This window comes from Serratia sp. CoH_122_TC_1 (assembly GCF_058191755.1).
In genome coordinates this window covers 1-14,182 of the sequence record NZ_JBXWLA010000008.1, presented here as the reverse complement: position 1 = coordinate 14,182, position 14,182 = coordinate 1, and the positions used below count along the sequence as shown (strand labels likewise).

General features: G+C 47.6%; 10 protein-coding genes and 1 pseudogene. 7 read left to right on the top strand and 4 right to left on the bottom strand.

From position 1 onward, the window contains the following. Positions 1–594: 594 nt before the first annotated feature. The 3 genes from AC2FC2_RS11715 to dsdC form a co-directional block, all read right to left on the bottom strand. Positions 595–2,595, bottom strand: a complete 2,001-nt coding sequence (locus tag AC2FC2_RS11715; protein WP_490659337.1) for a TonB-dependent copper receptor — start codon at positions 2,593–2,595, stop codon at positions 595–597. 307 nt (positions 2,596–2,902) lie between these two features. Beyond that, positions 2,903–3,370: a DUF2946 domain-containing protein gene (locus AC2FC2_RS11710; RefSeq protein WP_490659255.1), complete on the bottom strand. Its 468-nt coding sequence runs from the start codon at positions 3,368–3,370 to the stop codon at positions 2,903–2,905. A 321-nt stretch (positions 3,371–3,691) separates the two neighbouring features. Beyond that, positions 3,692–4,633: a DNA-binding transcriptional regulator DsdC gene (dsdC, locus tag AC2FC2_RS11705; RefSeq protein WP_404759603.1), complete on the bottom strand. Its 942-nt coding sequence runs from the start codon at positions 4,631–4,633 to the stop codon at positions 3,692–3,694. A gap of 206 nt (positions 4,634–4,839) precedes the next feature. On the opposite strand from dsdC, the gene dsdX reads away from it, so the two are divergent. The 3 genes from dsdX to AC2FC2_RS11690 all read left to right on the top strand — a co-directional run bounded on the left by dsdX (position 4,840) and on the right by AC2FC2_RS11690 (position 8,160). Further along, positions 4,840–6,177 carry a D-serine transporter DsdX gene (gene dsdX / locus AC2FC2_RS11700; protein ID WP_265553251.1) on the top strand — a complete coding sequence of 446 codons (1,338 nt, stop codon included), beginning with the start codon at positions 4,840–4,842 and terminating at the stop codon, positions 6,175–6,177. A gap of 478 nt (positions 6,178–6,655) precedes the next feature. Next, positions 6,656–7,264, top strand: a complete 609-nt coding sequence (locus tag AC2FC2_RS11695) for a class I SAM-dependent DNA methyltransferase (RefSeq protein WP_490659254.1) — start codon at positions 6,656–6,658, stop codon at positions 7,262–7,264. Positions 7,265–7,599: 335 nt separating this feature from the next. Then, a complete protein-coding gene (locus tag AC2FC2_RS11690) occupies positions 7,600–8,160 on the top strand; it encodes a hypothetical protein (RefSeq protein ID WP_490659253.1) in 561 nt (186 codons plus the stop codon). Between the two features lie 187 nt (positions 8,161–8,347). Here the strand turns inward: AC2FC2_RS11690 and AC2FC2_RS11685 are convergent, their stop codons facing one another. Then, positions 8,348–8,929 (bottom strand): TetR/AcrR family transcriptional regulator, encoded by a 582-nt coding sequence (locus AC2FC2_RS11685; RefSeq protein WP_265553246.1) that lies wholly within the window; start codon positions 8,927–8,929, stop codon positions 8,348–8,350. A gap of 87 nt (positions 8,930–9,016) precedes the next feature. On the opposite strand from AC2FC2_RS11685, the gene AC2FC2_RS11680 reads away from it, so the two are divergent. From AC2FC2_RS11680 to AC2FC2_RS11665, 4 genes and pseudogenes are all read left to right on the top strand, one after another. Beyond that, a complete protein-coding gene (locus tag AC2FC2_RS11680) occupies positions 9,017–9,916 on the top strand; it encodes an ABC transporter six-transmembrane domain-containing protein (protein WP_490659252.1) in 900 nt (299 codons plus the stop codon). A 77-nt stretch (positions 9,917–9,993) separates the two neighbouring features. After that, positions 9,994–13,077: a multidrug efflux RND transporter permease subunit gene (locus AC2FC2_RS11675; RefSeq protein WP_265553243.1), complete on the top strand. Its 3,084-nt coding sequence runs from the start codon at positions 9,994–9,996 to the stop codon at positions 13,075–13,077. Positions 13,078–13,266: 189 nt separating this feature from the next. Beyond that, positions 13,267–13,848: an electron transport complex subunit RsxA gene (rsxA, locus tag AC2FC2_RS11670; protein ID WP_265553241.1), complete on the top strand. Its 582-nt coding sequence runs from the start codon at positions 13,267–13,269 to the stop codon at positions 13,846–13,848. Positions 13,849–13,903: 55 nt separating this feature from the next. Further along, positions 13,904–14,044, top strand: a pseudogene (locus AC2FC2_RS11665) (VOC family protein); the annotation flags it as partial. Positions 14,045–14,182: the final 138 nt, after the last annotated feature.

The following is a 14,182-nucleotide window of genomic DNA, read 5'->3' as shown; positions in this document are numbered from 1 at the left end:
AGTCAAATTAATCTGCACTTTAGAGTGAATCCAGTTTATTCGTGTTGTGAATTTGACTTATTCAAATGCCATGATCCATAAGATTAAGTGCCGAATTCTTAAGGTTTTAGGACTGGTCGGAAAGGTTGGAGAAATTTATTTTATAATATATTTCTGATGGGAACGATTCCGTAATACTGAGCTTTTGAATTATTAGGTTTACATGATTATAGCCTGATGCATGAAATGCAATAGCCATTGCTATTTTCAATCGACAAAAATGTCTTTCTAAAAATACCAATGAATAATGAGTGGTTTTTACCGGAAAGAACCAATGGAAAATGAAAATATTATTATATTCGATTCGGGATTCAGCACGAGGAATGACACCGATCCTCTCATTTTTCTAATGTGAATTTATTGACGCGACAGGATAACATTCTGTCGTGGCGTATTGCTGCGCCTTGTTGTAGTAAGGTGGGAGAGAAAACATAAGACATCATTCAGGGTTCATCCAGGCAATTCAACGTGCCTGGGAGCGAAGACACAGCCTACATTGATAATGTACCCTGAGGGGCATTTGCCGGGCGATGACGGCGCATCGCCCGGTTCTGCTTAGAAGGTTACATTAACCTTGGCCCAGAGTGTGCGCCCGGGCTCGTTGACCGGCGTATTGGATGAATAACCGAAGGTGCTGTTACCCGCCAGGTTGAGGTGCTCGCTGTAGGTTTTATTGAGGATATTATCCAGACCCGTGCTGAGTTTGACATGTGGATTAACCTTATACGCCACATTAGCCGAAAGCACGCCAAAGCCCGGACTGTCGGCAAAGTCTTTGCCCACAACGTTACCTTGGTTGATCGCTACGCGGTGCTGGCTGCTAACCACACGCCAAAGGCCCGTGCTGCTCCAGTCGCCGCGCTCATAGGTCAAACCAAAGCGTGCTTCCAACGGTGGGATCTGCGGCAACGGTTGGTTATCGGTGGTGTTTTTACCCCAGGAATAAGCCAGGCTGGCATCCGTTTTCCAATGTTCGGTCAGTTGGTAACCCATACCCATCTCACCACCCATAATTGTGGCGTTGACGTTATCGGCCTGGCTGATACGCGCGTGGTGCGGATCATACTTGAACAGAATAAAGTCATTCACATGGCCAAGGTATGCCGAAACCCAGCTGTTAAAGCGTTTGTCAGTGTACTGCGCGCCAATGTCGATTTGCGTGGTCTTTTCACTCTTCACGCTATCAAACGGGTTTTTACTGCCGTTCGGGCCAAAGGTCGGAGAGAACAGCTCCCAATAGTCAGGGAACCGTTCGGTATAGCCTATCCCGGCGTACACCATTAGCGGAAGGCCAGATAAGGTATGCTCGATACGGGTAAACCCGCTCGGCAATGTGTCTGAACGCTCAGTGTCATTACCGTATTTATCGTTATCGACCAGGCTGCGATCGATGCGAGCACCGCTGATAACCTTACTTTGTTCTGTTGCGGTCCAGGTCAGCTCGCCAAAGGCGCCGTAGTTATGGAATTGCGCATCTTTTTGCCAATCGTTGCCCTGTTTGTTGCGGTGCGTGTTCGTTTGGGTATCCATACCGCTTTCCAGCTTGAAATCTTGCCACAACCAGGTGCCCATCACGCGGCCGCCGACGGTACGTCGATCCAACTGCATGGCCATACCGGCGCTGTGCATTGGCATGGACATCCCCATATGCCCCATTGCCATACCGCCTTGCCCTGGAGAGCGGAGGGTCATGTTATCCATAATGTGGTTGGCGTAGTTGTAATACACCTGAGCTTCCACTTTATCTAACACCTCGCCGATATTGGATTTCTCCACGCGCATCCCGAGGCTTTCACGCTTGAACTGTGATCCGTCCATACTGCGGCCAGCATAGCGGGCTTCGCCATTGCCGCGGCCCATGGTCACTTCCAGCAGGGTGTCGCTGTCTGGCGTCCAGCCAATGGCCAGATCGCCATTCCATTTGTCCCAACGCGACGGCACGCGCTCGCTATTACCGTCCTGATAATCGTTGGCGCGGGATTTGTTGCCCATCAGGCGCAGATAACCTTGTTCGCCCCCCAGACTGGCATCGATATTTTCATCCCAGCGCCCATTAGAACCGGCCAACACGCTGGCATTGCCTTTGATACCCGGTTGATCAAAGCGCGGGCGTTCGCGGTCAAAACGCACGGTGCCTGCCGATGAACCCGCCCCCCAGAGTACCGTTTGTGGGCCTTTGGTGATGGTCAGCACGTCGTAGCTTTCTGGTGAAATATACGAGGTTGGGGCATCCATTCTTGCTGGACAGGCACCCAGCATTTCCCCCCCGTCGGTGAGAATCTTTAGCCGTGAGCCAAACATGCCGCGGAACACCGGATCGCCATTGGTACCGCCATTTCTGATCTGCGAGAAGCCAGGGATGGTTTTCAGATAATCCGAGCCATCACTGGCGGGTACCGGCTGGCGTGGCGTTTTCGGTGATGTCACTATGGTCATGGGGGAATAGAGCGGTGCAGTCACGGTGATCACGTCACCGTCATTCTTTTTAACCGCCGAGTCATGCTGGTGCTGTTCTGCTGCATGCGTATTAAAGGCCGCCAGAAGAAACAGGGGCATTGCCGCGCTAATGTGCAGTGACAGAGGGCGCTTGGTATAGTTTTTGGTTTTTCCGAACATCATCGTTCCTTAATGCAAATTTCGACGCTAAAAATAGTTTTCATCACAACCGGGTATTATTGAGACGTGAGTACGCCCGGAGCATAACGCCGCCGTTAATAAAGGGTTGGCCCAGTTCCGGCGTAAAAAATAACGTCAGAAGGGGGGTGATGAATAATGACTGGCAGCGGTAGAATTTATAGGCATAAGTAACCCACCTGGTTGAACAGTTTCAACAGGCGTCATTTGGCTGCGGTCTATTAATTTTTTAAATCAGAGGAAGTGATGCTGGTGGAGCGCGGGGTTGCGACTCGGCGTGAATCACATGGACGAATAATGGAAAGATATAATGGGCCGGTGGCGCGCGCGACAGCAACGAACCTGACCAAAACAGAGGGGAATAAGCCAGGTCCAACAGCGGTACATGGATAAGCAATACGCAATATCCACAGGCGCTGTCATCCATCATCATCGCCATATTATGGCTGCCGGTCTGCATGGACATCGGCATGCTGTGCGGGCTGGCCTTACTGGTCTGGTCCTGCGGCGGCTCATGATGCATGGGCATCGACATATCCATACCGCAATCAGGCATACCCGTAGATTCAGACTGCCCGACACGTGCATGCTCCAGCGATCGAGAGATCACCGGGGCAATGAACAACATCAGGATCGCAAAAATCCCCAAACAGGCAGGGAGAGAACTTCGCGATGTGGCAGTTCGAATTAACGACACATATATCCTAAAATAGCGCGATATTAACGGGCAGGATTGTACTGTTTTATGCCGTAAATGTTAAAACATTTTATGCATGCTGAGCTAATTCGCAAAGTAAAATGCCATTCATCTCACGTTATCAACCATTTTCACCATTAAAAGACACCTTGGTTACATTGATAAATAATACTGGCAATAAAATTGGTGTTATATCTTTACCGGTGGATTTTTCACCGGCAATGCCACGTTAATTGAAGAAACAATCAACAAGGGGAATTAACGCCTGCTTTACGACGTGTGGCATTATTTCCGGGTATCATTTCCACGTGGCGTCGCTAATTACAGGGGGTGCTCTCCCAATGCCTTTAGCCAAACAATGAACGCATCTATTTTTGGCCACTGGCGGTCGGAAAGGGTCGACACATAGTAGTGCTGATCGCATTTCAACGCCATTTTGGGGAAGGGTGCCACGAGCTCACCGGTACTGAGTTGTTTACCGATCAAGCGTTTACGGCCCATAGCAACGCCGACGTGATTCATCGCTGCTGTGACTGCCAAATCGGAACGATCGAATCCTATTCCCGGAGAGGTATCCAGATTCACGCCGAAATGCTGAGCCCAACTGTGCCATTCATCGGTGCCGGAGTCATAGCTCCAGGCTTGCCTATCATGAAGTAAGGTGCAATGGGAAAGGTTGCCCGGAAAGTTGACCAGCTCAAATTTATTGGCATATTCCGGGCTACATACGGGGATGATCGCCTCGTCCATCAGGTATTGATAATGCAGCTGTGAAGACGGCGTCGCATCAAAGTACACCGCCAGATCGATCCCCGCCCGCTGGAAGTTCACATTTTCATTGCCGGTTAGAATCGTCAGATTGATGGCAGGGTAACGGCGAGAGAAATCCGCCAGTGCCGGCACGATCCAACACTGGGCGATCGATGGCCGTGAGTAAACGGTTAATGACCCGGACAACGCCTGATTTTTGATATCCAAAATCTCTTGGTTCAGTGTACCGAACGACGATTTCAGCGCCCAAAAAACCCGTTTGCCTTCTGTGGTGAGTTCCACCTTACGATGAGAGCGGACAAACAGCTGAATACCCAGATTCGCCTCAAGCTGATTAATGTTATGACTGACGGCGCTAGGGCTGACCGAAAGCTCATCAGCTGCCATCGCAAATGATTCATGACGCGCTGCCACTTCAAAGGTATATAACCGTGATAATTGCCAACCATTAAGTGAACGATGCTGACCCGTTAACAGGTGATTTGCCGCCATAACGCCCCCTGGAGCTTAAAAAATATCTTCGCTTAACGCACTTGTTTGGTGAGTAAACTTGACCCATGTCGCTAAATTGCACCATTTCTTGGCGTAAGTCACTCGTTTGATTCTGTTTTACTCATGTGAGCGTGGATTTTTATCGTTTGTCACCGTTCGTCGTTTTCCTGTCCAATGAAGGCAGGTTAATTGCAGGGGATGAGGCTATGGATTCACACGTTTGGGTTGCTGTCACGCTGATCGCCAGTATTGCGCTTATCATTTTGACTATCGTTAGGTTTAAATTTCACCCGTTTTTGGCGTTGTTGCTCGCGAGCTTTTTTGTCGGCGGCATGATGGGCATGGGGCCGATTGATATGGTCAATGCCATCGAAAACGGCATCGGCAGCACCTTGGGCTTTTTGGCGGCCGTCATCGGGTTGGGTACCATCCTGGGCAAGATGATGGAGGTTTCTGGGGCGGCAGAGCGAATTGGTATTGCGCTACAGCGCTGCCGTTGGCTTTCTGTCGATGTCATTATGGTGTTGGTCGGTTTGGTTTGCGGCATCACCCTATTTGTTGAGGTGGGGGTCGTTTTGCTGATCCCGCTGGCATTCTCCATCGCCAGAAAAACGGGAACCTCATTGCTAAAGCTGGCGATCCCTCTGTGTACTGCATTGATGGCGGTGCACTGTGTTGTTCCTCCTCATCCAGCAGCGTTGTTTGTAACGAACAAGCTGGGCGCAGACGTAGGCACGGTGATTGTCTATGGGCTGATCGTCGGGCTGACGGCGTCATTGGTCGGGGGGCCGCTGTTCCTGAAGTTGCTGGGCAAGCGCCTGCCGTTTAAAGCGGTACCACCAGAGTTTTCCAATCTGGCCGTGCGGGAAGAACATACATTGCCATCCCTTGGCGCAACCTTGTTTACCGTTTTGCTGCCGATCGTGTTGATGCTTGTCAAAACGGTCGCCGAACTCAATATGAATAAAGAAGGGCACTTGTTTGCTGCCATGGAGTTTATCGGTAACCCGATTATCGCCATGTTTATTGCTGTGTTCGTGGCTTACTACGTGCTTGGGATCCGTCGACATATGGGGATGAGCGCCCTGTTAAGCCACACAGAAACCGGTTTTTCTTCCATCGCCAATATTTTGTTGATCATCGGTGCTGGCGGAGCATTCAATAGCATTTTGAAAACCAGCGGTTTAGCTGACACCCTGGCAGTGATGCTGTCCAACCTGCATATGCATCCGATTCTGCTGGCGTGGTTAGTCGCGCTTATTTTGCATGCCGCCGTGGGCTCAGCCACCGTAGCTATGATGGGGGCGACGGCCATTGTCGCGCCAATGTTGTCGCTTTATCCCAATGTGAGCCCGGAGATTGTGACGATTGCCATTGGGTCTGGTGCTATAGGCTGTACCATCGTGACGGATTCGCTATTCTGGTTGGTGAAGCAATATTGTGGCGCAACGTTAAATGAAACCTTCAAGTACTACACCACAGCAACCTTTATCGCTTCGGTATTGGCACTGGGCATGACTTTCTTGCTTTCATATGTGATCTAAGGTCTTGCTGGTAAACGGTTATTTATAGAGTGATTAACAGAATGGGGTGAGTGACACTGTCACTCAATCCCATTCTGCGTAACCTTGATTAAGTTGTTATTACGCCGTAATAGGTCATAAATGCATAGCCTACATAGACACCCCATGGTTGATAGCCATGTTACAACGTCACAAATATAAATGGCATTGTTGACAGCTGGAATGCATATATTGGGTCAGGCATCCTGATACGCAGCCAGGGTAAAAGCCTGGTTTTATGCCTTCGGTAGCGGATTAGAACGGTGCGTTTTGATGAAGTCTGCAAGGTGAATGTAGCCACCGCTCCTCAGATTTCACGTAGCGCGATCTAAAAAGAGGGTGTTTTGAGGCTATATTTAAGCCATTAGCCGTGATTTGCGGCAAATCAATGCCCGGTCATCATAACATGTTGGTCATTACGTATAGGATTCAAGCATATGTTGAAAGTATGGGAGGGCAAATGACACATTTTTCAGCCGGGAGCATCATGGCTTTATACGAACGGCATGCAGAAGCCTGGGGAAAACTACGTTCAACGGATCTCTTTGAGCAGCCATGGTTGGACAGGTTTTTGAGTTTAGTGCCAGCCACCGGTAGGATTCTGGATATCGGATGTGGAAATGGAATGCCAATCGCTGCGTATTTTACTCAGCGGGGTTTTGACGTGATGGGGATTGATAGTTCGCAATCGATGATTGATGCATGTCAGAAAAAACTCCCACATCAACAGTGGCGTGTGATGGATATGCGCACATTGGCGCTCAGTGAAATGTTTGATGGGCTGATTGCCTGGGATAGTTTTTTCCATTTGCCGCGAGATGACCAACGCCGGATATTTACGATTTTCGCAGCGCATGCCAAAAGCAAAGCGGTATTGATGTTTACCAGTGGCACCAGTGATGGCGAAGCCATTGGTATGTTTCAAGGGGAGCCGCTGTATCATTCAAGTTTAGCACCAACAGAGTACCGGCAGTTGCTGCATGAAAATGGTTTTGATGTCCTGAAGACGGTTTTCGAAGATCCTGAATGCGGAGGACGTACAGTGTGGTTGGCGCAAAGATCAGCCTGAAGCATTATATGGGTGAAAGCCATGACAAAGGCCAAAAGCCCAGATTCTACGTACCACCACCTTGGTGCGCATAATGTATATTATGTTAAATCACCTACAGTGGTAACTAACTTCATAAGACATTTCCACTAACTGATAAATCAATACGTTAGAATTTTGGATCCCCCTCTCGTTTCTTGCATTAGGTACAGAGTACATTCTCTTCATGTCCGTAGTAATTGTGGGGTAAATGTCGTGTATTCAGTAAACCAGTTGGCTATCTCAGGCTGCAAACGGCAATGGATCCTGATGGACACGGAAACCTCTATGCCGTTGCTGTATCCCCTTAGGTACCCGTGATCCATTTTCTTTCTTTTTTGATTAACACTTACATATCACCCGCATACCGGGACGACACGCCCAAAGCATTAACACTTTTAGCCTCGCGTCTACACATCCGTTTGCAGCTTTGCCGGGATAATTATCGAACGCTTACGCCAAACAAATTTTCGCTACGCAGTCACAACAGCCAGGGGTTTCAGAGTCTATCTGGTGCAATGGTGCACAGCCTGTATGGGATAATAGCCCCCTCATCTGCCCAAAAGCATTTAAGCACACTGAGCAATCCTGTCCGTAAACGCCTGATTGAAGTTTATGTTGATCAGCAGCTGCATCCGCTAAACCTGCAGCCTAAAGAAAAACAGTTATACGTTAACAGGAAAACAAGACAAGCATTGTTAGATAAAAATAAACAGCTACATGCAGAAATTGAGGTGCTAAGAACGCAGTTGATCCAAAATACTTTTTCGGTAATTGAAATCGTGAAAGCGGTTAAAATTAATACTGTTATTCCGGTAGAACATTTTCTGGCCCCACATCTGATTATGGAGTTACATGACCAGAAAAAAAATCAATGAATTTTACAGCTATGTGCTTATGCAAAAAAAACTCTGCTGACTTAAGAATAAACGCCATACTCTATACGCAAAATGAGTGTGGCAACCATCATTGCCCCCTCTTCTGAGTCAATAGAAAGCCGCGCATGAAAAATCTGCCATGCGCCATTTTCGCTGTTTAGAACAATAGTTTTTGGTTAAATCTTCGTCAAAATGCCAGTATATTTCGGTGAATAAAATCGTCTATATCTTCTTTCACCTGCTTCACTAAACCTTCGGAGGGTAAGGTTAACAGGTGTTCACTGTAACCAAATAGCATGGCATCTAATTGCCGTGCCACGCGTTGCGCATCGACAATGTGAAACGTGCGTTCGTCCATACCTGACTGAATAATGCTCGCCAATACCAAATGCCATTCCCCCAAAAAAGTCTGCATCAAGCTCGCGTAGGCTTTGTCATAGCTTGAGAGTGACCATAAATAACCATATAACTTTCGTGTCGGATCTGGAGAGTTGGATATCATACCATCAATATATTCCGCCAGTTTCTGACAAGCGGATAAAGGCTGAATGAGTGAACGAAACTCTTCGAGTTCGTCGTTCATAAAGTTTGTTACTGCAGCAAGACTCAGGGTCTGCCAGTCTTTAAAGTAGTGATAAATATGGCTACGAGATATGCCTAAATATTCTGTCAGATCGCGCGTTGTAACCTTTTCAACACCCTTCTCGATAAACAATTCAACAACAGCCTTAAGAATCTTCTCTCTCATTAGCTCAGATTTAGCTTGCATCTGTCACCCCTATTGACTTTGAGCAATTGCTCAAATAGCATACTTCCATTATTGAGCGATTGCTCTATTTTAACAGAGTTGTCACTAATGACCACTGAAAATCTCCCTGTGCACTCCGCAAGCGGAAGTGCTTCCGGTACCTTGAAATCACTGGCCAGTCGCCACCGCAAAAAGTTGTTCTTTACCTTTTTGCTGGTTGTTGCCGAAAACGTCACCTATCTGTTGTATCCGATTATTGCTGGTGTCTCCATTAACGCCATACTGTCGGGGCAGACATTAAATGCCGTGCTTTATGGGCTGATGATATTATTTATCTGGTGCCTAGGCGCAGCGCGCAGAAGCGTGGATACCCGCACTTTTACCAGAATTTATGCGGTTCTGGCGGTTTCTGTGGTCATGACGCAACGTAAAAATAATCTTAATCACTCAACCGTTGCGGCGCGAGTAGCGTTGTCGAGAGAGTTTGTTGATTTCTTTGAATTGCACTTGCCTATGCTCATTACTTCGTTGGTATCGATGATCGGTGCGGCGGTAATGTTGTTGATTATCGAATCTTGGGCAGGCATTGCCTGTTTGGTCATTCTGGCTTTTCTCGCCTGTTTTCTACCCGGTTTTACCCAGAGAAATGAGGCGTTATATAACAAGCTGAATAATCGTCTTGAGAAGGAGGTTGACTTTGTTACAAAGGCTACAACGTTATCTTTGAAGCGACATTATTCTACGCTTGCGAAATTACGTATACGCCTCTCTGACCGTGAAGCTACGGGGTACCTGTCGATTGGTGTGCTTGTCGCCATGTTATTTAGTCTGACCATTATCTGGATGACGAAGTCGAAGGGGATCAGTGCCGGGCATATTTATTCAGTGATGACCTATATGTGGATGTTTGCCACCAGTCTTGATGATGGTCCACAGTTGCTGGAGAAATATTCGCAGCTTAAGGATATTGGTAAGCGAGTAAGCACAGAGGAAGAGGAAGAGGAATGATCGCTTCCATGCTTAAAAAATGGCGTAAATCACGCCAGTCTTTTTTATAATTCAGAAATCAATATGGATTAACTTCAATGTCTCAGTTTTTTATTGAGCGTCCTGTCTTTGCCTGGGTGATAGCGTTATTTATTACCCTAAGTGGTATTCTGGCGATCCCTAAACTGCCGGTGGCTCAATATCCAGCAGTGGCCCCGCCTACCGTGACGATATCCGTGAGTTATCCCGGTGCTACGCCGGAAACAATGAACACATCGGTTGTCTCTCTGCTTGAACGTGAAATTTCAGGGGTGGATCACCTGCTGTATTTTGAGTCAACCAGCGACACTTCGGGTTCAGCATCCATTACGGTGACGTTTAAGCCTGGGACCGATATCAAACTTGCCCAAATGGATATTCAGAACCAAATCAAAGTGGTTGAACCGCGCCTTCCACAGGCGGTGCGGCAGAATGGCGTAAGTGTAGAAGCGGCAAACTCAGGATTTTTGATGATGGTGGGATTGAAATCGCCCTCCCGTACATATCAGGAAGCTGATTTGAGCGATTACTTTGCCCGTAATGTTAGTGATGAGCTACGTCGTGTTCCCGGCGTAGGTAAAGTCCAGTTGTTTGGTGCGGAAAAGGCTATGCGCATCTGGCTGGATCCACTCAAGATGTACACTTTTAAGCTGTCAGTTAATGAAGTGATCACTGCGCTCAGCCAACAAAATGTTCTGGTTTCACCAGGCCGTATTGGCAATGAGCCTGCTGCATCCGACCAGCGTGTGACGTATCCGCTTATAGTGAAAGGGCAGCTCGCTTCGATAGAGGAGTTCCGCAATATTACGATTAGAGCGGATACCAACGGCGCCCGCTTAAAGCTGGCAGATATTGCCCGGGTGGAGTCTGGTCTACAAAGTTATGCCTTTGCGATACGTGAAAATGGTTTTCCTGCGACGGCGGCGGCGATCCAACTTGCTCCGGGGGCTAATGCAATCAGTACGGCAGCCGGTATTCATGCACGACTTGCAGAGCTTTCTGCTGACTTGCCACAAGGGATGGCGTTCTCAGTACCGTTTGATACGGCACCCTTTGTCAAGCTGTCGATTGAAAAAGTTATCCATACCTTTATTGAAGCGATGGTTTTGGTCTTCTTGGTGATGTTGCTGTTCCTGCATAAAATCCGTTGTACGCTGATCCCTGCTATTGTGGCTCCAGTGGCGTTATTGGGTACGTTCACCATCATGCTGTTATGCGGTTTTTCTATCAACGTATTGACCATGTTTGGCATGGTGTTAGCTATCGGCATCATTGTAGATGATGCGATCGTAGTGGTGGAAAATGTTGAGCGGTTGATGGAAGAGAAGGGATTGTCACCACAAGAGGCCACTCGTGAGGCGATGAACGAAATTACCCCCGCCATTATCGGCATTACTCTGGTGTTAACCGCCGTATTTATTCCTATGGGGTTCGCCAGTGGTTCAGTTGGTGTTATTTACCGTCAGTTTGCGCTCTCTATGGCCGTATCGATTCTCTTTTCGGCATTTTTGGCGCTGACGCTGACTCCGGCGCTCTGCGCTTCTTTACTAAAACCGCATACTCAACTAAATGGGGATAAAAAAGGTTTTTCGGGCTGGTTTAATCGCAATTTTAATGCCGTATCAGCTCATTATGAATCAGGACTGCGATATGTACTGAAACGAACTGGAAGGATGTTGCTGTTTTATACCGCGCTTTGCGGTTTACTGTTGGTTGCTCTGCAAAATCTACCTTCATCATTTTTGCCGGATGAAGACCAAGGCTACTTTATGTCATCCATCCAACTGCCTTCAGATGCCACTATGGAACGAACACTTGCAGCCGTGAAGCGTTTTGAGGATGTCATTGCGACGCGTAAAGCTGTCGAAAGTAATGTGATGATCCTCGGGTTTGGTTTTTCCGGGTCGGGCTCTAACACTGCGATGGCGTTTACCACATTAAAAGATTGGCAATATCGAAACGGCGCGACAGCTCAGGGCGAAGCAGATTTTGTGCAAACTGCTTTGGGGGAAGCATCTGACGCCGCTACGCTGAGCCTGCTGCCCCCTGCTATCTCTGATATGGGGACGTCATCGGGCTTTACGCTGTATATCGAAGACCGGGCAAGAAAAGGTTACCCTGCTTTGAAAGCGGCAGCCGAAAAACTCATCACACATGCTAACAAAAGTTCGCTGCTAACGGATGTCCACATTGACGGACTTCCCGAAGGAGTAAGTGTCTCTCTGGATGTGGACAGGGAAAAAGCCGAAGCTTTCGGTGTGTCATTTGATGAGATTAACCAGGCGCTCTCCGCTGCTTCTGGCTCTTATTATGTTAATGACTACACGGATGACGGCCGCGTTCAGCAGGTTATAGTCCAGGCTGATACCGCTTACAGAATGCAGTTAACTGACTTACTGAAAGTATCGGTCAAAAACAAAACAGGTGGAATGGTACCACTTTCTTCTTTCGTAACGCCGTCTTGGGTCCAGGCCCCACAACAATTAAATCGCTATCAGGGCTATCCCGCAATCAGAGTGACCGGAAGTGCTGCACCGGGGAAAGCAAGCGGTAGCGCCATGGCAGAGATGGATCGCCTTGCGAGTGTATTACCTACGGGATTCAGAGCCGAGTGGGCAGGTAGTTCGCTACAGGAAAGAGAATCAGCGTCTCAACTTCCAGCACTTATTTTGTTATCCGTCCTGGTAGTGTTTATGGTGCTTGCCGCACTCTATGAAAGCTGGTCAATACCCTTTGCTGTAATATTAGTCGTTCCGTTGGGGTTGGCGGGTTCGGTGTTTGCGGTAATGGTTGCTAATATGTCGAATGATGTTTTTTTCCGGGTGGGAATGATAACAATCATTGGACTTTCGACCAAAAACGCCATATTGATTATTGAATTCGCCAGACAATTACGTTTGCAGGGTATGGATATTGTCGCTGCGACCTTGCAGGCAGCCAGACAACGATTACGGCCAATTATGATGACTTCACTGGCCTTTACGCTGGGAGTCGTACCCTTGATGCTCGCAAGTGGCGCTAGTGACAGCACTCAACATGCCATTGGAACTGGGGTCTTCGGTGGCATGATAAGTGGGACTTTATTAGCAATATTTTTTGTACCGGTATTTTTTGTTATAGTTTTACGGATGTTTAAAAAATGATTACGCTTCTGTTATGTACTGGAGCAATAGGCCTTTGAGCATGGCGTGGACCTGCCGCTTATCAAGACTAGTAAATCGACGAAAAACTGTTTTTGCACACTTGGCTTTGAGTGTTGTCATACTTTTTTTGGGGTTGAAACTGTAGGCACGGTACGTGATCATATATTTCAACTTGTTACGGAAAACATTATGTCTGAATATGCGCTCCTTTTCCTGGGCACTGTCCTAGTTAACAACTTTGTGTTAGTTAAGTTTCTAGGGTTATGCCCGTTTCTTGGGGCTTCACGCAACATTGAAATGGCTATCGGGATGGGCTTGGCGACAACCTTTGTTATCACCTCGGTATCAATTTTTGCTTGGTTGGCCAACCACCTAATGCTTATCCCTCTAAACCTCACCTATCTGCGAATTCTGGTTTATATCTTGGTGAGCGCAGTGATTGTTCAGTTCACAGAAATGATGATGCGTAAAACTAGTCCAACACTTTATCGTCTATTGGGGATTTTTCTTCCGCTTATCACAACAAACTGCGCAGTGCTCGCCGTACCCTTGATTAGTGGAAACCTCAACCATACTTTTATGCAAGCTGCTATTTATGGTTTTGGTGCTTCAGTAGGATTTTCGATTGTGATGGTTTTCTTTGCCGCGATGCGTGAACGTCTATCCGTTGCAGATGTGCCTGCCCCATTTAAAGGGTCATCGATTTCACTCATCACTGCAGGACTGATGTCGCTGGCATTTATGGGTTTTACTGGCTTGATTGAGTCCTGACACTCACCAGAATTCCGCATAGACAGTATCGGTTATTGCTTGAGGTTTTTCCTAAAAAATATCTGCGTACGGCTGGAAAGCGCCCGGATACCCTCAAGAAATAACCTCGGGCCCTTTACTCGGGACCCGAGTGATATACGTGCAAAGCCCTGATGGGCAAACACTTGAACTCATGGAATCTTCCAAACTTGTTTAACAGGACTTTTGCAAAGTCGCATGAAAAACAATCATATGCTTTCCCGTCTTACTCTTGCTCCTGTAAGCATCCCTGTAATCCGAACCATTCACTTTTAGAGATCTTCCGACATACTGATTATGTCCCCGGAGGAGATCG